The following is a 20,154-nucleotide window of genomic DNA, read 5'->3' as shown; positions in this document are numbered from 1 at the left end:
ATTTTATCAGCGGTATAATTCGCTATTGGATCAGCTATGTCACAGTGCAACAATCCGATGCGAAATGGTGGCTCCGGATGAGGCGGTCACTTTCAGAATAAAGATCTGGGGCTGAAAAGCGCGCAGGTCGAGCACCGTTTCGTTTTCCAGATTCACGGCATTGCGCAGCAGCAAGCGTCCGCTCAGGTCGAACAGTTCAAGCCTCGTAATCGGCTGGTCGCTCTGCACCAATACCTGTCCGCCCGCAGGATTTGGCGCAACACGGATGCGGACCACAGCCTGGGGCGAAACAATGCCAACCAGCTGTTCGTTGCTGGCAATCCAGTTTTCGGGAAGGCTGTTGTCGAGATTCAGATCGATAAGTTTTAAATGCGGCCCGTTGCCGTCGGCCTCAGGCGGCCAGGGTGCGCTGTCGAAATAGTGCACTTCGTCGATTACATTGCCCCAGGCATCCGCAAGCACGATTTTGTATGACTTGTTCGACAGATAGCGGGCGTATTGTCCGAATGGTGCAAACCCATAGAACTGCTGAAACACCTGGGCATTCGACGATAACATGATTGTGCCGCCAGGTGCAATGCTGCTGTTTGGCGGAAACTGGTAGCCTATACCCGGCTCACGCATGTAAATTCCCGTCAGGTCAACCACCTGGCTGCTGTTGTTCGTGATCTCTATAAACTCAAGATCGTCTTTGGCAAAGCCTCCCGCTGCCTTGGGATGGTAATGAATGCGGCTGATCACAAGTTGAGGGAGAACAGGGTTGGAACAGGCCTGAGGATTGGGCAGATTGGTGTTCAGCCAGTTGATTCGTGCCATTATCCACGATTTCATGCTGTAAATATGCTCCAGATGGTTGCCTACGGTGGCCCAGCGCTGTTGTTCGCGCACAGCAGCCTCGCTGATTAGGTTAACTGTTTGGTCTATAAGCTGGCTCACGTGCGCAAAGCTGAGTGGCTTTCCGGGAGCCGACATCTCAGCCCACCTCCGTGACAAATAGCACCTGAAGATGGAATTGTTGTAGAGGTCTTTCCAAAATTTCGACCCCATGTTTTCGTAGCTGTGCTGCCACACATAGGTATGGCTCCGGTTGAACCCCCAGTGAAACAGATCGTTGCCGTACGTGAGGTTTAAGTCCCAGATTGGACCGGCCCTCAGTTTGCCCCCCCTGTCTTTGTGAAAGAAGGTACTGTACTGATAGGCATCCACATTTGAGGCATATTCGTTGAGCAGCATGAAATCGACGAACGAGGGCACATCGATCATCGCAGGGAATCCGTTGATGAGCGAGGTATTCTGGGAAGTGGCAACAGACTGAAATGCAGTAAAATAACCTTTTATGTAATTATGCTGTTGCAAAGTAACTTCGGAGGGCTTGGGCTGGTCGTGAATGTATGCCACGGTGGCATTGGCACCTGAATAGCAGGGCATGGTCCAGGCCACCGGATCGCCACCGGTGGTTTTATCGGCTTTGGTGATATAACCTCCGGTAACGGCAGGCTCGCTGTTGTCGGCTGTGGTGAGTTTGACGAGATTAAGGCGTTCGGTATCAATCTTGATTTTTTCCATGATTATATAAAGCCCTTTGTAGTCGCCATTGACAATTACCTCGCAATAGCGCCCACGGGTTGCATAGTTGCCCATCTCCTCGTAGAGTTTGTAAGAAATAAAGTCGCGGATGAGCGATGGATCATAGGCCAATGCGTTGAGTATCCAATCGTTTTCTTTTGGCATACCCAGAATCGAAACATTATTGTTGGTCTGATCATCGGCCAAACGGGTGGTGAGCCCATAGGGCTTTTTTGGCAGCAACTGCGAAGTGGAGCCGCGGGTTTCGATGCCAATGCGGCCGTTGTAGTTCAGGTAGGCCGGATTGTTCTGATCAGAAACATAATTGCGTGAACCATCGGGCCGGTATATGATCTTCATTGTGGCCGGCACCTTGGGTTCGTCGGGTATTGGAGTCGGTTGGCCTGTATTGGGATCAATATCGGTATTGATGATAACGATAGGCAGGTTGCTGCTGGTAAAAGTCTGTGCGAATCCACCCGTTGAAGACAGGGTGAGAAAAGAAGTTGCCAGCCAACAATACAGGGCAACCAACCCTGGCAACCGATAGCCTGGCGTTGTCAATCTGCGCGCATTACCTGTGGTGAGTATTCGTGATCTACTTTTGCAGGATGATATTTTCTTCATTCGTTTATTGCGGGTTTTGGCCTAAGGGACCGGGCAGTGGGTCAATTCCTGTTTCGTTGTAAAGTTACGCACAAATGGCGGCCTTTGCACAGGGATTATTGCTTGCGTTGAAATCGGGGTAGTAAGCGGAAAAAACCAGGGATCTGCGATCCGGCCTGCCATGAAACCTGCAGGAATTAAGACAAAAAAATCCGGCGGTTATACCGGATCTATAAGTTAATACAATGTCAGAGGTTTATTCCAGCTTTCCTAAATGAGTTGTCTCACAATTTCCGACTGAATTTCGGAAAATTCTTCCTTGCTCAGTTTCAGTTTGGGCCTGCTGAAATCCATGTCGTAGATGCTGTTGATCGGAATGAGGTGGATGTGCGCATGTGGCACCTCGAGTCCGATGACGGTAACACCGATGCGATGGCATGGCACAGCTTTTGCGATGGCTTTTGCCACTTTTTTTGCAAACACCATCATGCCGCCAAGCTCTGCATCTTCGATATCGAAGATATAGTCGGTTTCCTTTTTGGGGATGACCAGGGTGTGACCTTTGGCCAGCGGATTGATATCGAGGAACGCCAGATAGTGGTCGTCTTCGGCAATTTTGTAGCAGGGAATTTCTCCGCTTACGATCCGGCTGAAAATACTTGCCATGGCATTAAGTTTTAGCGTGATACCTCAACAATTTCAAAAGTAATCTTTCCTGCAGGCACATCGATCTCAACCTTATCGCCAACTGTTTTGCCCAACAATCCTTTGGCGATGGGCGAGTTTACCGAGATTTTTCCGCTTTTGAGCTCCGCTTCCTTTTCGGGCACAATGGTATAGGTCATGGTGCTGCCATTTTTGAGGTTTTTGATTTTCACCTTCGACAGCAACAGCACTTTGGTCACGTCCATTTTCGATTCGTCGAGCACGCGGGCCGACATGAGCAACTCCTGAAGCTGGGCTATCTTCATTTCAAGCATTCCCTGAGCTTCTTTGGCTGCATCATACTCCGCATTTTCCGAAAGGTCACCCTTGTCGCGTGCTTCGGCAATCATCTGCGATATCCGGGGGCGTTCCCTGTTCATCAGGTGGTCCAGCTCATCCTTGAGGCGTTGCAAACCCTCTTGGGTGAAATACTTCGTCTCCGACATAGTCTTTTTTATTTGAAATATTAAGTAAAAAAGACCCTTAGCAGAGTAAGGGCCTTTTGCGTTGCAAAGATAAGCGATTTTGTGCCGGAATTCAACAGCTAGAAGCTGATGCGGGCACCTATGCTATGATTTCCTTTGAAGTGATCTGTCGAACGGTAGGAGTAATCAACCGAAAACGAAGAGCCGCTTTCCTTGTTGAGGGGCACCTGAACCGTGAAACCAGCGGCCAGGCCTTTGGTCACGTTGGTGCGCATGCTTGTCTCGATCTGGTCCCAAATACCATCCTCGTAGGTGTATCCGGCGCGAAGCATCAGGTAATCTTTCATACTGAATTCTCCGCCGAGGGTAATCTGGTCTTTGGTGAAGGAGTTCGAGGTAAAGTTTCCGGCAAGGGTGAAGCGGTAATCGTTTTCGAACAGGAAGTCGTATCCGGCGCCAATCACCAGCTGGGTGGGCAGCTCAAAAGCATCTTTGCGCTGTTCGAGCGTAAACTGGGTTTCCTGACCCGGGATGAAAGCGCGCAGCGACAAGCCGTCGCCCGAGAATTTCATCGTAGGTCCGATGTTTTTGAGCGTGATTCCAAAATGGATGTTTTCGAGGGCGCCTGTCACATACTGGATACCTGCATCAATGGCCACACCTTCGGCGCTCACGTCGGAAATGCTCTCGGAAATAATCTTGAGCACAAAACCGGCATGGATGCTGTTCGAAAAGGTCTTGCCATAAGAAATGCCGATGTTGAGCAGGCTGGGCGAGAAATTTCCCAGCCCTCCGTCGGGATATTCCGTGGTGGTGATCGGAATATCGCCGAAGTTCATCGACATCACGGCCAGACCGAGCACACCCGATTCGCTTACACGTTGGGTAAAACCGAAAGAGTAGATGTTGACGTCGGAACCTTTTAGCCAATTGGTGTGGGCAAAGATGAGCTCAGTCTTTTTGGTAAAAGCTGTGCCGCCTACATTGCTCCAGATGGCTTCAAGGCCTTTGATCTGCGACATTCCGGCATTGCCCCAGCCTGTGCTTCTGGCCCAGGGGTTGATGAGCAGTTCGGAGGCTCCGGCTTGCCCCGAACGGTCTTTGTTACCGGCAGTGAGTGTGGCTGGCATGAGCATTGCAGCCGTTGTCAGTGCTAAGATGAAGTTGATATGCCTTTTCATGGGTTCTCGTGTTATTAATTGCATCTCACTGCTTTGCTTAGAAGGTGTTGAGGTCAATTGGACGCAGCGTACCAAACCATTTGATGATCCTTTCTCCGTCGTCGGACTTGATATGGATCAGGTAAACTCCGCTGGCGATAGGCACACCGGCAAAGTTTTTCAAATCCCAGTCGATGGAAGTCTTGGGCTCATCTTTCTTGAACTGCCTGATCTTCGTACCACTCATGTTATAGATGGTGATGACGCACTTTTCTGGCAGGTTGGTAATTTTCACCCTGTTGTCGAGGGCGTTTCGCTCATAGGCTGAGTAGGCGTAATAAGGATTGGGTACGATGTTGACCAGGTCTAGATCGGTTTGCAGCTTTTCAGGATTGCGGAACTCGGTGGCCAGATCGCGTGTCGAGAAGCGATACATCGGGAATCCATTATTCAGGTAAACGCCTGGAGTGGGTTCGTCGAGCGGGATCAGCGAGTGATGCCTTGCATAGGGTTTTGCTGTGCGGATGCGGATGCGCACCTCGTTCGACAACCATTCCTGCCCTTTGACTGCCATAGGTAAGCCCACATACATGATTTGCGAGAAGAAGTAGTTGGTCAGGAAGGGGAACCTGGAGGTGAACAAGGTATCGAGCATGGTAAATGCATAGCGGCCAGCATCGTAAGCAGGCGAGTAGAAGTCGGCATTCAGCTGTGCAAATCTGTAAAAATCATGACGCATGATGTATACATAGTGCATACCTCCGAACACAGGTCTGCGGCCAACAGTGGTAAATACGTTCGGGTCAAACTCCTGGGGCACACTCAGGTCGCGGGGCATGGGGTTGTACAACATGTCGCGGCCGTTGTACTGCGACAGATAGCTGTCTTCGCCAAACATGATATTCAGCCTTTCGCCGGTCTCAACACTTATGGCATAACCGGGGAACCATCCCATACCATAGCTACCGATGTAGTGCGGATCGTTGGGATTATCGCTTGGCGGCATCGTCATTGAGGCAGCAGGGCGACCTTCTTTGTCAACCGATGGCGAGCGGCGCAGGCTGAACCTGTGGGCACCACCTTCGGCCAGGGCGCGGTCGATCTGCATCTCGAGCACCGGAGCGCGCGACCATTTTGATTTGTCGGGTGTGAGCACAATGTCCACACTGGTGATATTTTCGAAGCGGCTCTGGTTCTTGCTGTCTTCGCTGAAAGCCGGCCCAACAGAACTCTGTGTGCCGCCCTGGCTAAAGTTGTTGCCAAAGCTTACCAGCCCGTAAGGTGCCCAGGTACCGTTGAGGATCTTTTCCCAGTTTTCGTTGGGGTCCCATGGACGGTCAGGATCGGACGACATGTTCCAGTCGTCTTCGGTGCTTGAACCCTGGCTTTTGTAAGTGCCCGCACGAATCCAGTTGAGGGGTGAGCCGGGTTCATCATTGTCGCGGATGCCATCAAGCCACCTACGGGAGCTGTCGGCATAACTGATGGTTGCCTCAAGGAATCCGTTGTTAGGTGCCAACACCCTGAACATCACCCTGTTGGAATTGTTCTGACCCACCCTGTAAGGTCCGGGTTTGAAAGGCTGATTTACCTGAATCGAGATACCACGGCTCAGGAACAGCTGCTCGTCGTTGGCCAGAATGCTGGTATCGCTCTTGAATACCTCACCGGTGGTCAGGTCTTTGAGGAACCAGCGGGCCGTTTGTTTGCTGGCTGTATCACCCTGGATATCAGGCTCACCGGTTACATGGAACAGTTTAATTGTGCGCAGGCTGTCCATCCAGAACTCATAATCTGTACCCACAACGTTGAGCGGATCGATGACACGCACGTTGAGTGGTCCACGGTTTTTCTGATATTTTGCCTGGTAAGCGATGGGGTAGTTTGGACCGCCAAAGACATTTCCAGGAAGGGCAGGTTGCTTACTCAGAATTTCATTGACTGTTTCTTCCTTCAGGTCGATGATCAGGCCGCCATTGCCGTGACCTGCAACTCTGGTAATTTCGGGGCTGTCGCCGAAATTGGCCCGCGCAACCACACCGTTGACAGTTTTGTGCGGAATGGCAGTGTAGAGTTTAATGTTTTTGCGGCCGGCCAGGTATGGATACTTTTGTCCGAACAATCCGCCCAGCACATTGGGGTTATCAGAGTATGGCATATATTCGTTGTAGGCGTAGGCCAATGCCATGTAGTAATATTGTTTGTGGTTTACCAGGCGCACGTCGCCACTTGCGAAAGCATCCTGGGTGAGGCGGAAGGTATGCTGGATACCATTGTCGCCACCTACTACTTCCACTACAGGCACTGTTGCACCAATTGCCTCGTCGAAGTAATAGTTCACAAGCTTACCCACGCCGTTTTTCTTATCGAACTGAGCCACGATCCGGGCCTTGCTCGGATCTTTGAGGCTTTCCACGCCCACAGTGGCATCTTTCAGCTGGAAGATCTGATAACCTTCGAAGCGATAGAGCGAGTCGCTGCGCTTGGTGGGGTCGGCCGGGTGGGGTTGAATGATATTGGGGTCGTATTCTACGTATTTTTCCAGGTAGTTGTTTGAGGAGGGGCTGTTGCTGATATACACGATAATTTCGCGGTCGAGTTCCTGGAATGAGAGGTCAGGGGCATTGGGTCCGTCGATCACCTTGAAGCAGTTGTCGAACAGGGCCTGGCATTTGTCGTCCACAGTACGGAGGAGCTGAACTGAAGCAAACGGACCACCGCTGGTTGCCCTGGCCCACGGAATACCCACAGTGATGTAGTTAACTGCGCCGGGTTTCAGGGTGAAGGGGCCTGCCGACTGCATGAAACGGCGGTCGCCCGGGTCGTTGGGTGAGCCGTTGTTGCCTGTTTCTTCGGTCCACCAGAAACCGTTCACACCAAAGCCACCATTTGGTGGTGCGCCACCAGTAGCCCAGTTGCATGGGTCGCTGTCGCCCGGGAACATAAAGTCGGTTTCCGGTCCTACGGTTCCTGCACCGGAAATGTGGGCGGTGCCGCCGTAAAGCATCTTGGTGCCATCTTTCCAGATACCGCGGAGGAAGTTGTAATATTCAGGTGCAATGCTCGGGTCGCAGGTCGGGCCAGAGGAGCAGTTGTTGTGGTAAACAAAGCGACGCATCCCGAATCGTTCATTGCCGGGGATCCCATCACCGAAGTTTACACCATTGATACTTTCGTTGCAAAGCTGTTCGCGGCCGATGGTGTCTCCGGTCTGGGGATCGGTGATGAACCGGTATTTTGGACGGTCGAATGGGAGTGGATCCATGTAAGGTCCCTGGAAGAAGTCCACACCAATTGCCGGCGGCTGGTCGCCATAGGCTTCGGGCTGGCCATTGCCATCCACGGCCTTACCATTGTAGCAGTATCCCAGTCCGCGGTGAACGTCGCAACCCACAAAGTCGTCGTAGGCATAGCCAAGGTCGGTATCAACCCAGGGAGAGAAGAAGGTATTGGTCAGTTCAAAGGTGGAACGGTTGATGATTTCATAACTGTAAAAAGTCATGTTGTTAATCTCATCGTTGGTGGCAAAGGCAAAAGCCTGCGCCCTGATTTCCATTCCAATGGCAGCGCCATTTGTTTCGGAATGGAAATTCCCCTTATCGTTGAACACCCACCAGATGGTTTGGTCGCCTTTGATGACCTGGTCGGCCAGGATGGATCCCCAGATGACGCCTTCGATGGATTCGTCCATGGTAGGCGTGCGGGTTTTACACAGGCTGTTGTCAATGTCGTAATAGGGATAGTCGCCTGCGAGGGGGTTATATTCGCCATCGCCGTCCACATCGTAGAATGGCGCCAGGTAATAGCTTTGTTTTTTTGACACATCGCCATGTGCAGGCCATTCAAGAATTTCTTTTGGGATGGTGTAATCGTCGCTTGGGATGAAGGCACCGGTTGCGGGGTCGGTATGCGACAAGAATTCATCCACCATTGCGCGTGTAATTTTCCATTGCCTGTCGTATTGGGCGCAGGTGGCTACATCTGTGGCTGCCGTACCATCGATGGTCAGAGGTCCTGTCCAGTAGTCGTTGCCCACCTGGCGGTAGCGCAAAGCGGCCAATTTGAGCTGGTTATTGATGTCGAGTCCTCCGATCCAGAGCGACCCACTAAACATAGAGGTTGCTGAACCGTTTTTTGGGATAAAGTACTTCGAACCTGTTCCACCCGGGAGGTCCCACCACATGTCGCCACCGGCGTTGATTCGTGCCCTGACGTTGTTGATGTCGAGCCACTCGAAGGATGCCGAGGGCGCACAGCCCGAAGTAGTTTGCTTTAACGGATAGGTCGATTTCAGGCCACTGGGATCCTGCAGCTCTCTTGCTTCGGCGCGGGTGGCAAACAACAGAAACAAGGAGAATGCAAGTAAGGCCGGATAGATATTCTTCATCTGAATCATCTTATTGTTCATAGTTAATTTTTACAAATACCGGAGAAATTAGAAGTTGAACATCACGCCCAACCTGATCTGACGTGGCGAACTGTAGTTGAAAGGAGCATTGACATACACAGAGTAAAGTTCCCTGAAGGCAATGGGATCCGTTTGATTGTTGATCTGGCGTTGCCATTCGGGGGCAGAGAGGTATCCGTCGTCGTCGGGGTTTCCGGTTGCAGGGTAAACACGCAACACGTTTCGTGTATCGAGTAGGTTAAGCACTTGGGCGTACACGTTGAGGTATGCTTTCTTGATCTGCTCACCATCTTTCTGATTAATCTTGAGGTTGAAGTCTTTGTCAACCCTCAGGTCAAGCCTGAATTGCCAGGGCAGTCGCGAACCGAAGTAGGTTCCGCGAAGCAGGTTGGCAATGTTGGACAGGGGCGAGTTGACATTGCGCGATGCAGTGTAAGGCGTACCCGAACCACCGAGTACGGTGAGGGTGAAGCCGGCATCCTCGAGCAGATTGATGGGTTTTTTGCCTTTCGATTCACGGCTGATGCGCGGTCCGTTGTATTCACGACCAGAGCCGTAACGATAGTCGAGCAGCAGGTTGAACTGGTGACGGCGGTCCCAAGGCATAGGGATGGTCGAACGCAGGTTGGGCAATCCGGCAGCCACAAGCGAAGCCGCAGTGGTTGTGGAAGCTCCTGTTGCATTGGCAAACTGAAGGGTATAGCCGGCACGAATACGGGCATTGTTCGTACGCCTGAGGTCGTACTCCACGGTGAGCCCTTTAACGGTTCCGAAGTCGAGGTTGCTGAACGAAGTGTAGTCCTTGGGATAAGCGCCGTTGAACCTGAAAATCTGGATCATGTTGCGCATCTCGCGGTAGAAACTGGTGAAGGTAATCGAAGAAGTATTGGTCAGCTTTTGGGTGAAACCAAGCTCATAGTCAATGGTCTGTGATGGTTTGAGTGAAGGATTGTTGATCGTGCCACCAATGTTTTCGAAGTAGTAATAAATAGCAGGATTGGAGAACAGGTTGCTGGTCGGACGCTGGGTGAGCACATCGTAGTGGGCAAAGAACAGGGCTTCATCCGAGATGGGGAATGAGAAGGAGATACGTGGCATGACGCTGAGCTGCGGGTCGTAATCTTTGAAAGCACTGGAATTGATCCCCTGCTGCGACCAATCGGTAAGGAAAGGCGTGATACCCGAACCCACGTCCAGCTGGCTGGGGTCCTGAATAACTGCGCCCTGATCATTGAACCAGGTGTTTTCGAACCGGTATCCCACAATACGGTTCGGGTCTCCTTTTTTATCTACGTAAACGGTGTAATCGCTTCCGATACCGGCCGGATGCACCACGGGCTGCCCTTTGATCTCAGTAACTTCACCAGCAGTTTTGGCGTTGTAGAGCAGGTAAGGGTCTTTGGGCACTTTCTGGTTGGCATCGAAACGGTCAACACGCACACCTATATTAAATATGAGGTCGCGGAAGGCAAACTTATCCTGCAGGTATCCTGCCATATAAATAGGCTGGAAAGCGCCGATCGGCCGGGTAAAGACCCCGTTTTCGTCGCGTGCGGTGAAAAACTCGTCAAAGCTGGGACGGGTTTTGAGCTTGTTGCCCATATAGTCGAAACCAAAGTAGCTGGCATAGAAATTACCATTGTTCAGGATTTCGTCGGCGCTAAACATGCTGATATCAAACATGTTTCCAGGTGCCTGAATGGTTCGGCGAATACCTAGTTTGTCGTAATACTCGATGGTATTGTTGTTGTAGTCGTAAGAATCGATAACAATAAAGTCGAGGCCGTCAACCGGGAGCCCCAGGCGCTGACGCAGATTGCGGTCGAAAACGCGCTGAGAGTTGGCATCGTAGCGACGGTAGTAAATTATGGTGTCTACAATACCGTCCCATCCGATAGTTACAGGATTTTGCTTGTCGAGCTCACGAATGTGGAAATTGGTGAGGCCGCGCATCAGGTTCCACAGTCCGGTGGGAGCGTATGAACAGATGCTCCGGTTGGTGCGTTGCTCGTATTGGAAGCCCAGTTTAATTTCGTGGTTACCAATATCCATCGATCCGGCCACATTGATGCTGAACTGCTCGTTGTCAACCTTGCTGTATCCTCCCTGATTACGCCCGGGAGCATCATAAAGCCCGTAGAAAGCGTCGGGGTTCTGACCGTTAATCAAACCACCGCCCAGCTGAATCTGGTCGAGGTTGCGGTAGTGACCGGCCGCTTGACCGAGTAGGTATTGTAATAGGAGGTAGTAAATTGGGCTATCAGCGGGTTCACATCGAAAGGGGTCCACTCAACAAGGGTGTCGAAATCCCAGCTGTTGAGCACCCAAACGTTGCGGTACCACTGTCCATTGACGGAATCGCTGCCGATTTCGAATGTGTTGCGCTTGTAGATGGAGAATTTTCCGAGGTAACCGTAATCGAATAAATTGTCGTAGTGATAAGGATCGCCCGATGAGTTATTCTGGCGTGTATAGTCGGCCTGAATGGAGTAGTAGAGGTTTTTAACCAATGAGCGGCTGTCGCTTGCGGTGGGGAAACGTTGGGTGAATCGACCGAATACGCGCCATGTTTGGTTGTTGTACTCGATGTTTTTATCCCAGTTAAAAAATGAGGCAGAATAGTCGAAAGCATTGCCATGAGCACGGTTGAAGGTTCCGCCAAAAGTAAGGTTCACCGTTTCGGTGGTACGGATGTTGAGGTTGCCCGAAAGGTTGATGTTGTAGTTTTGGGTGTTCATCGACCGGCGGGTCTTTTCCATATCCGACAGGCGGACAAATTCGCCGTTGAGGAAGGTACCTGTACCGGTACCTGTTGGCCGGAGGGGATTTTCTTTGAGGAATTGGAGGGTTTCGTCGGTGGCTCTCCAGTATCCGGTTGAGGAGATCTGGCCATCGCGTTCGTAATTGATATCGCCAGCAATGAAAAAGCCAAGCAGCGAAGTGTTCTTGCTTTTGCTTTTGATTAGCGGTCCCTGAATGTTGAATCCCAACCTGTTGTGGCCGTATGGGTCGAGCAGCTCGGAGGTTTCGAGTTCCAGTCCGGCGCCAAACTTACGTGACGGCCCACGGGTTGTGATATTGATGATACCCCCTGTGGCGTCGCCATATTGTGCAGGTGTACCGCCCAGAATAACGTCAACCTGTTCGATGGATGACTGAGGCACGTTACTGTTGCCGATGACACGAACACCATCGATGTAAACGGCGGTGGCATCCGAACGGGCACCGCGCACGTTGCCGCGCTCACCGTCGGCCGAGAACACACCGCCTACTGTGGCTGCAACGGCATCAGCCGATCGGTTTGGCATCTTTTTGATTTCCTCGGCTGTGATTGAGGCCCCGCTGGTAGTCTGGTCTTTCGAAATGAGTGGTACTTTGTAATCAACCACTTCCACCGTCTGCAGGTCGATGGCTGTGGATACCATTTCGATGTTGTAGAAAGTGATCTGGTTGGCTGTGATTACAATACCCCTGACTGTAACGGGATTATATCCCACAAAGGTGGCTTTGAGGTCGTACCGGCCCGGAGGTATGGGGTTGATCACATAGTTTCCGTCGAAGTCCGATGTGGCCCCACCCACTATCGTACCGCCATTTTCGAGCACGATGTTGGCAAAGGGAACAGGCTCGCGCGTTCCTTTTTCGAAGACTTTTCCCTGCAACCTACCCTGTTGGGCATAAGCCAACATATTGGTTGCCAACAGAAAGCTCAAGGCAAACAGTAAACGTTTTGTCATATCATGCAATTTTGTGTTGTACGCTGAGGTTCGATGGTTTAAGGTCGGTAAAAATAAAAAACATTTTCACATTAATTAACACTTGGTCGGCCGATAACAAATAAAATTCGGGATTCCGGCCTTTTTACCAGGCAGGCCGCTCCAGAATTGCGTTGTAAACGACTGCTCTGCGCAGTTCGATCAGGAATTGCGGGTTGTAATGAGTGGCCCTGATCTGAGTGAGGTCTCCGTTTGATGCGCGATGCAAGCACTGGCGAAACGACTTCGGTTTCTTCGAGCGAAATGATTTCAGGTATTGCGTTATCTGTTTCGTAAATCAAGGGTATTGTATGCTTCGTAGGGCGAAACATACCTGGGCCTTCAACTTCTGCAGGTGCGGGGATTCGCTGCTGAAACAGGGGCTGCACCTTCAAAGGCGATTCCTCTTCTTCATCTTCTGGTGGAAGTAATTCTTCGAGCATTTGTTCCCAGGACGTCTTTGGTGCGGGGCTCCTCTCGGCAGTTGGCCTTGCTGTTGGTTTTGCCTTGCCTTTACGACTGAAAATACGATCCACAACAATGCAAGAAGGACATATATCAGATCTTCCATATGAATTGGAAAAAGTTTGTTGATTAAGCTCAGTTGGCTAAAGTAGCAAGATTCGGCAAAGAATCTTGTTAAAATGCACGAAAAAACGACAGTATGCTATAAGCGGTGCAACAGTTCGAGGATTTTCTCCTTTTTGCGGCGTGATACCGGTATTTTTTCGCCGTTTGACAGGGTGAGATAACCGCCGTCGTCGCGACTGAAATTTTGAATAAAGCGTGTGTTGACCAGATGCGACTTATGGGGCCTGACAAAATTTGCTCCTTCAAGCAAAGCTTCTACGTCTTTCAGGGTTTTGCTGATAAGCAGATGCTTGCCGTCGGTGAAATAAAAGTGGGTATAGTAATTATCGGATTCGCAACGCAGAATGCGGTCAACCTCAACAACATGCAATTTTTCAATTGTCGATAAAACAATCTTCCTGGGCTCCACAAGGGGTGTGTCGAGGTTGTTCATGAGCACTTCGAATTTGCGCATATTGTGCTTGCGCTCTTTGTTCTGACGAACCTTTTCCACGGCAGCCTGCAGCTCGTCGGGCACAATAGGCTTGAGCAGGTAGTCGAGTGCCGCGTATCGGATCGCTTTTATTGCAAACTGGTCGAAAGCAGTTGTAAAAACCACATCAAAGGGCGCTTTGGTCTGGCTGTCGAGCAGGCGAAAACCACTGCCATCGGGCATTTCGATATCCAGAAAAACCAAATCGGGCTCGTTTTTTGCTATGGCTTCGCGCCCCTGCTGCACCCCGGCGGCCTCGGCCACCACCATCACATCCGGACAAAACCGGGCAAGCAGACTTTTCAGCGTTTCGCGCGAACGCGCTTCATCTTCAACGATAATTGCTCTTATCATCGGCTATTACACTTTCAATTCTTTGCAAAGCTAATGAAACCACAAACGGAATGCTCATCTGGCTTTATATCAGTTTGAATGTCTATTACTCTTCGGTAATCAATATGGTTACTCTGGTGCCCTGTGCCTTGCCCTGATCATCAAAAAGGTCCTCAACCTCAAGCGTATAGCCCTGGCCTGAATACTGGCTGAGCATTTCGAAACGCTCTGAGGTGATAGCCATTCCCAGCGACTCGCGCTTTATTCCCGAATGCCTCCGCAACTCGGCCGACTGTGCTCGCCCGATGCCGTTGTCTTCAATTACAATGCGAATCGATTGCCCTTCTGCTTTAAGGCTTATGAGCAGTTTTCCTCCTGATTCGCGGTGCATGAGACCATGATGAATGGCATTTTCGACAATGGGCTGAAGAATCATTGGCGGTATTTCGACAAACTGCTCGTCTATTGCAGGATCGAGTGTTATGGAGTACTCGAATTTATTCTCAAACCTGAGCTGCTCAATTTCAAGGTAAAGCCTGATGGCTTCCAGCTCGTCCTGCAGAGGAATGGAGCTTTCCTTGCTGTGGTTGAGCGTTCGGCGCATAAGTTGCGAAAATTTGGATAGGTATCGGATGGCGTTGTCAATATCGTTTTTCAACACAAAGCTCTGGATGCTGTTGAGGCTGTTGAAAAGGAAATGAGGGTTCATTTGAAGCTGCAGAGCCTTCTGTTCCAATTCGTTGGTTTTTTTCTGAAACTCCAGATACCGTTTCTCGTCCTGATGTTTGCGACGCACCGACCTGAGCCTCAGAAACAGAAAAAGGTAAAAACCCATGATGCCGGCCAGCACGAGCAGCGACCTGAACCACCAGGTCTGATACCATGGCGGATAAATGATAATGTTGATGGTGAGGGCATTGTCGGACCATAGTCCCTGGGCATTGGTCGATTGCACCACAAAACGGTAAAGTCCCGGACTCACCCTGGCAAACTCGGCAAAGCGTTGTCCCGCATTGCGCTCCACCCAGTTGTCGTTGTGGTTTTCGAGTTTGAAACGGTACTTGATTTTGTTGCTGTTGGCGAAATCGAGGGCAGCAAATTCGAAGCCAAAGAAATTTTCGTCATACCGCAGCCTCAGGGTGTCGCCATTGCATAGCTGCTTGTATTGCAACTGATTAAGCAACTTAAAGGATGACAGAATGATGCGGGCTGAGGGAGAATCATGTACGACATTCTCGGGGTAAAAAGCCGTAAAACCATTCATCCCGCCAAAGAAAATCTGCCCGTCGGATGCAACAAAGCCTGCATTAAAATTGAACTCGTTGCTTTGCAAACCGTCGCTTACTTCGAATGTGGAGAAAACTCCGGTGCCGACGTCGAGGCGAGAGAGCCCCCAGTTGGTCGAAACCCAGATGTTTCCAGATTTATCGCTGAGCGCCAGGTAGGCTACATTGTTCGAAAGTCCGTTGCGCTCGGTATAGCTCCTAAAAGTACTGGTTTCGGGGTCGAACATCATGATGCCTCCTCCACGCGTGCCCAGCCAGAGACGGCCTTGCGGGTCGGGGCTAATGGAAAACAGGCGGTTTGTGCCCCCGTTGTCGGGCTGCGAACGAAAAATGCGGAAGTTGTCGCTTTCCTCCTGATATTGAAGCAACCCATCGCCGGTGGCCAGCCAGATACGTTGCTTGTTGTCCTGATAAATATCCAGCACGCGACGGTCGGGCAGGCTATTGGGATGATCCGGATCGGGACGATAGTTGCGGAATTTTCTGTTAGCCGGATCAAGGCGGCCCAGACCATACGGGGTGCCAACCCATATTCGCCCTAAATGATCTTCATACACACTAACCACCTGGTTGTCAGGGAGACTGGTGGTGTCGTCGGGGAGGTGACGGAAGTGGCTAAAGCGCCTTGTTGCAGGGTCGTACACGCTCAAACCATTGTAGCGTGTGCCAATCCACATCCGATTGCGGCTGTCGCGATAGATTTCGCGGATGTGCCCTGACGGCAGGCCATCAACTTTAGGTAAAACTGAACGAAGCGATCTGAACGTCTGGCTTTTGGGATCGAGGATGCTGATTCCCTCCTCGGTACCTATCCAGATCCTGCCGTCCGCATCTTCTTCAAATGCCCAAACCGAGTTGTTGATCAGGCTGTTGTCCGAAAGCGGGTTGTTCCGGTAGGTTCGGAACATGGGCAAGGCAGTGCTCAGCCTGTTCAGTCCGTTGAACGTTCCAACCCATAGGTTGCCGCGGTTGTCGCGCAGGATGTCGAACACCCTGTTGTCGCTCAGGCTGTTGGGATTATCCACCTCAAAGTTGTAGCGGGTAAGCTCCCGTGTGGAAAGGTTATACCTGAACAATCCCGCTGTTTGCGTCCCAATCCAGAGGAGGCTGTCGGGTTCGTAATACAACCTGTTGATCTCAAGCTTAGCCAGATCAGGTTCTTCGCGCACAAGGTCGTCGGGCAGGGAAAAACGGTTTGTGTTGGGATCGAGCCGTGTGAGTCCTGCACGTGTGCCCACCCAGATTGCCTGGTCGGAGGTGATGGCCAGTGCATTCACCTGATCGTGGGGCAGCGTCCGGGGAGATGAGGGGTTGTGCAAATAACGCGTAATCGTGCCACTGCCTTCTGTGAAACTGATGAGTCCGTTGCGCGTGGCAGCCCAAAACCTCCCCTGACCGTCTTCGATAAGCGTGTTGATGTAATTGCTGCGGATCGGACTGCCGTATTCACTGCCCAGAAACTGCCGGATCTTTCCGGTGGATGGATCGAGTAGATTAAGGCCTGCGGCTGTGCTCACCCAAAGCCTGCCTCGGGAGTCCACAAATAAACAATTGATCCAGTTATTGGTCAGGCTGGTGCTGTCGCCCGGCAGGGCAAAAAAACTCCTGATGCTGCCACTGCGCAGGTTCATGGCGTTGAGGCCTTCCTCGGTGCCCACCCAAAGTATATCGCCGGTTTGGGCCAGGGCACGAATGGTTTCGTTGGAAAGCCCCGTTTCGCGGTTGTAATGCCTGAACTCATACCCATCGAAGCGGTTGAGGCCATCCCAGGTGCCCAGCCAAAGTAAACCGCGACTGTCCTGAAACACCACATACACAGTGTTCTGACTCAAACCACGCTCAATGCGGGCGTTCTCCGAAAAAAAACGCGTAAACTGCCGCCCCCCGGGCTGAGTGGCAGCCATCAGACCCGACGGACTAAATAACCCAAACCAAAAAAGCAACAAAAGACTTGTCCTGAATCTGGTACTGAGCGCCGGTTTCTTTTTTGCTGCATTCATGACTGCCTCATCGCAATTGCCTGCAAAATAACAATCTTTTGGCTAAATCGAAGCCTGATGAAATATGCCGGCCACAACCGTCATGACATGGGCAATGCTTTGAGCTAAATCACGTTATTTTGCACACAGTTTCATCTTTAATTTATGCCCAGTCGTCCCGTTTTGTTGGTCTTTGTGCTTTGGCTAGCGTTTGTTTCCTGCGCCAAGGAAGAACGTAATCCGAACATACCCAATGTGTATATCAATATCCTGATCAATCCAAACAGTACGCAGTATCAGCCGCTTAATACCGCCGGAGGCTGGATGTACCTCACCAGCGACCTGCCCAGCCGTGGCATTATTGTACACCGCATCAACCAAACCGAATTTGTGGCTTTCGACCGGATCCCGCCCAACGAACCAAACAAATGCTGCGATGGCAACAACTGTACCCGGCTGGTAGTGGACGGCAATTATCCTTTTGCCAAAGACAACTGTACGGGCACATTGTATTCGCTGCTCGACGGGAGCATTTTTCAGGGGTCGGGGCGCTGGCCCATGATCCGCTACAATACGGCCTACGATGGCGCCATGCTGCGGATTTTCAACTGATGGCAAAAAAGGCCACCCCGTCCGGGCAGCCTTGTCATTAACCAAATTGCTGTATGAGAACTATTTACGCGGAATAAGCTGTTCGTAAGCCTCCATACTTCCTCCTTCCAGGCAGGTTTCGATGATGCGCCTGCCCAGAGGCGAAAGCTCGGGGGTGAGAAACTGCTGAAGCTCCTTGTGAAAAAACCCGGTCAAAATAGCCGCGCCCTTGTCGTATCCTTCAAAGCCCATTTCGGGTTGTTTGTAGGTCTTCAGGAACCGGCTGGGGATTTTCGATCCTTCGATGGTCAGGAATTCCAGTTCATATCCCAGCAGGGGACAGCGGGCAGGGCTGATCTGGTCGGGCCTGAACTTGGCATTGCCTCGGCGCGTAAGGTATTCGCGCATAAGCAATTGCGGACGAAAACCCACTTTCCATACCCCCACATACTGATTCGGGGTGAGCACATACCTTGTGTCGGTTTTGGCAGCAATCTGTTCGAGCAGCAGGTTGGCCTGGGTCACCATTTTTCCGGTGGCAAACGGCCAATACGAACCCACGCCTTCACTTTCCATGCCTTTGCCGGTTCCTACGATGCTTGGGTTGGCATGCCCGCGGGGCGAAACCAGGCGCCAGAGCCAGGCCAATGCTGGCGGCAGAATATGAAACAGGCCAAGTATGCCGTAATTCGGATTTTCGAGCGAGCTGGGCGGAGTGCGCACTCCGAAACTGCGAACGTCGATATGCACGGGATGGCTCACCACCCCTTCGAAGAGTTCGCGGGGCACAATGACGCGCGGATTCGGACAAGGTTTGCCCGGGGCATCTTCGGTATGGTTCCAGATCAGGGCCGTGCCCCCCGGGTGTGTCCTGATGTTGAGAAATAACAAGGGCTGACGGGCATTGATCGTGATCTTTTCGAGCACAGGATCCACCCCATATCCGGTGATGTTGTCGGTGCGGATAAACCATGCATTCTCGGCATCGAGCAACCTGAGGCGCTTGCTTTCCGTCTGCAGGTCGGGGTGAATGGTGGCCATGTCGTCGGCAATGGGATTGATTTCACAAAAACGGGGTATCTGTATGGAACGTTTCTCGCCCGTAATACTGTTTACCCCGATCAGCACCTCTCCACTGCGCTCGCGCACAATGTGCTGAAGCATTTCGCTCTTGCCACCACCGCTTGCACCCTCGTGCATAAACCGGGTAATATTGTCGTAAGGACTGATCGACTCAACGGCTGAGCAATGTGCAGTGACCCAACCTTCGTTTTCGCCCAGGTTGAGCAGCACCCCATAGATTCCTTTTTTGGCGCTTGGGCCGGGATATAAATTATTAGGAGTAAATTTCGTAATGGTCGCTTTGGCGGCTGTGCACCACCACCTGCTTTCCTCCGAAATGGGTGTGCCGGAATACGGGCGCCACATACACAACAGCATAAATACGCTGTCCCTGAGGGATTTCGGATGGCCTGACCATGTGTTGCAACATGGCCAGCCCCAGCGAAAAGAAGGCTGCATTGGCCGGGGCGATGGCCATTCCAAAAGGGCTGTTTTCGAGTTTTCCGATCCGGAAGAAGAAATACGAGAGCTCCTGTTGGCTGAGCCACTCAAAAGTTTGTGCCCTCAAATCGGAAAACGGATAACCGTAACGATCCTCAAAGCGCTCCTTGTCCGATGGCAGGTCGTCGGCTATCAGCATGGTGTCGGGGTCGCGGCGGCGCATGTAAGCGTCGGTATAATTAGCTGATATGCCATTGGTTACACGATGTACTACCGCTTCAGTATAGCTCCCCTTGCCTGGCACATCGTATTTCACTTCAAACGCAAGCTGGTCGGGGCCTGAGGTAGCCGCATCGGCAAGCTCTTGGGTAGTTTCGAAACAAACGGCCTGTTTTACAGCGTTTTCGAGCAGTTGCCTGGCTGCATCCGGCAAAACAATATGGGTGTGTGTGATCATGGTCTTGATTTGTTAATGTATTAACAAAACTAAAGCAACTGCATGTGATTAAGCTTACGAAGCTGTCAGAATCGTACAAGGTCTGGCTTAAAACGGTTGCGATTTGAGCCTACAATTGGTTCAGGCAAGGCTTTTCAAGTGCCTCTGCTGATTTAGGGTTTTTTAATAAATCATCCAAAATTGAGCAGTGAAGCTATGTTCGGAAAGAGCTAAGCCTGTACGTTGGTCGGAATGTGCCTGCTGAGGCCGCTGATTGCATTGCCGGTGAACATACTTGGTTATATTTTTGCTGTTTACAAAGCTTGTTTCCAACAGCC

At 51.3% G+C, this 20,154-nt stretch carries 10 protein-coding genes and 1 pseudogene; 1 reads left to right on the top strand and 10 read right to left on the bottom strand.

What is annotated here, in order from left to right:
- Nucleotides 1-39: 39 nt before the first annotated feature.
- The 9 genes from IPM52_11425 to IPM52_11385 all read right to left on the bottom strand — a co-directional run bounded on the left by IPM52_11425 (nt 40) and on the right by IPM52_11385 (nt 17,307).
- Complete coding sequence (locus tag IPM52_11425; GenBank protein MBK9292220.1) at nt 40-2,193, bottom strand: CotH kinase family protein; 2,154 nt, start codon at nt 2,191-2,193, stop codon at nt 40-42.
- A 249-nt stretch (nt 2,194-2,442) separates the two neighbouring features.
- The gene (locus tag IPM52_11420; GenBank protein MBK9292219.1) at nt 2,443-2,838 is read right to left on the bottom strand and encodes an HIT family protein; all 396 of its coding nucleotides are present in this window, start codon (nt 2,836-2,838) and stop codon (nt 2,443-2,445) included.
- Nucleotides 2,839-2,849: 11 nt separating this feature from the next.
- Entirely contained in the window at nt 2,850-3,323 is a 474-nt protein-coding gene (gene greA, locus IPM52_11415) for a transcription elongation factor GreA (GenBank protein MBK9292218.1), read from the bottom strand.
- Between the two features lie 98 nt (nt 3,324-3,421).
- A complete protein-coding gene (locus IPM52_11410; GenBank protein MBK9292217.1) occupies nt 3,422-4,483 on the bottom strand; it encodes a PorV/PorQ family protein in 1,062 nt (353 codons plus the stop codon).
- A 37-nt stretch (nt 4,484-4,520) separates the two neighbouring features.
- A complete protein-coding gene (locus IPM52_11405; protein ID MBK9292216.1) occupies nt 4,521-8,870 on the bottom strand; it encodes a T9SS type A sorting domain-containing protein in 4,350 nt (1,449 codons plus the stop codon).
- Nucleotides 8,871-11,035: 2,165 nt separating this feature from the next.
- Nucleotides 11,036-12,607 (bottom strand): TonB-dependent receptor, encoded by a 1,572-nt coding sequence (locus tag IPM52_11400; protein ID MBK9292215.1) that lies wholly within the window; start codon nt 12,605-12,607, stop codon nt 11,036-11,038.
- Nucleotides 12,608-12,678: 71 nt separating this feature from the next.
- Nucleotides 12,679-13,068, bottom strand: coding sequence for a hypothetical protein (locus IPM52_11395; protein ID MBK9292214.1), 390 nt, complete (start codon nt 13,066-13,068; stop codon nt 12,679-12,681).
- A gap of 224 nt (nt 13,069-13,292) precedes the next feature.
- Nucleotides 13,293-14,042 (bottom strand): response regulator transcription factor, encoded by a 750-nt coding sequence (locus IPM52_11390; protein ID MBK9292213.1) that lies wholly within the window; start codon nt 14,040-14,042, stop codon nt 13,293-13,295.
- A gap of 85 nt (nt 14,043-14,127) precedes the next feature.
- Nucleotides 14,128-17,307 carry a histidine kinase gene (locus tag IPM52_11385; protein MBK9292212.1) on the bottom strand — a complete coding sequence of 1,060 codons (3,180 nt, stop codon included), beginning with the start codon at nt 17,305-17,307 and terminating at the stop codon, nt 14,128-14,130.
- A 144-nt stretch (nt 17,308-17,451) separates the two neighbouring features.
- On the opposite strand from IPM52_11385, the gene IPM52_11380 reads away from it, so the two are divergent.
- Nucleotides 17,452-17,898 (top strand): hypothetical protein, encoded by a 447-nt coding sequence (locus IPM52_11380; protein MBK9292211.1) that lies wholly within the window; start codon nt 17,452-17,454, stop codon nt 17,896-17,898.
- 60 nt (nt 17,899-17,958) lie between these two features.
- Here IPM52_11380 and IPM52_11375 read toward each other — a convergent pair.
- Nucleotides 17,959-19,837, bottom strand: a pseudogene (locus tag IPM52_11375) (DUF4914 family protein).
- Nucleotides 19,838-20,154: the final 317 nt, after the last annotated feature.

It is taken from the genome of Bacteroidota bacterium, from assembly GCA_016715945.1.
Taxonomy (GTDB): domain Bacteria; phylum Bacteroidota; class Bacteroidia; order Bacteroidales; family F082; genus JALNZU01.
Note: the sequence above shows the minus strand (reverse complement) of the source record. Positions and strands in the feature narration are given on the sequence as shown.

What these genes read in the sequence shown, in the direction of transcription:
- IPM52_11380 (MBK9292211.1), top strand. Translation starts at nt 17,452, where the DNA reads ATGCCCAGTCGTCCCGTTTTGTTGGTCTTTGTGCTTTGGCTAGCGTTT.
- IPM52_11410 (MBK9292217.1), bottom strand. Translation starts at nt 4,483, where the DNA reads ATGAAAAGGCATATCAACTTCATCTTAGCACTGACAACGGCTGCAATG.
- IPM52_11395 (MBK9292214.1), bottom strand. Translation starts at nt 13,068, where the DNA reads ATGCTCGAAGAATTACTTCCACCAGAAGATGAAGAAGAGGAATCGCCT.
- IPM52_11400 (MBK9292215.1), bottom strand. Translation starts at nt 12,607, where the DNA reads ATGACAAAACGTTTACTGTTTGCCTTGAGCTTTCTGTTGGCAACCAAT.
- IPM52_11425 (MBK9292220.1), bottom strand. Translation starts at nt 2,193, where the DNA reads ATGAAGAAAATATCATCCTGCAAAAGTAGATCACGAATACTCACCACA.
- IPM52_11385 (MBK9292212.1), bottom strand. Translation starts at nt 17,307, where the DNA reads ATGAATGCAGCAAAAAAGAAACCGGCGCTCAGTACCAGATTCAGGACA.
- IPM52_11420 (MBK9292219.1), bottom strand. Translation starts at nt 2,838, where the DNA reads ATGGCAAGTATTTTCAGCCGGATCGTAAGCGGAGAAATTCCCTGCTAC.
- IPM52_11390 (MBK9292213.1), bottom strand. Translation starts at nt 14,042, where the DNA reads ATGATAAGAGCAATTATCGTTGAAGATGAAGCGCGTTCGCGCGAAACG.
- greA (MBK9292218.1), bottom strand. Translation starts at nt 3,323, where the DNA reads ATGTCGGAGACGAAGTATTTCACCCAAGAGGGTTTGCAACGCCTCAAG.
- IPM52_11405 (MBK9292216.1), bottom strand. Translation starts at nt 8,870, where the DNA reads ATGAACAATAAGATGATTCAGATGAAGAATATCTATCCGGCCTTACTT.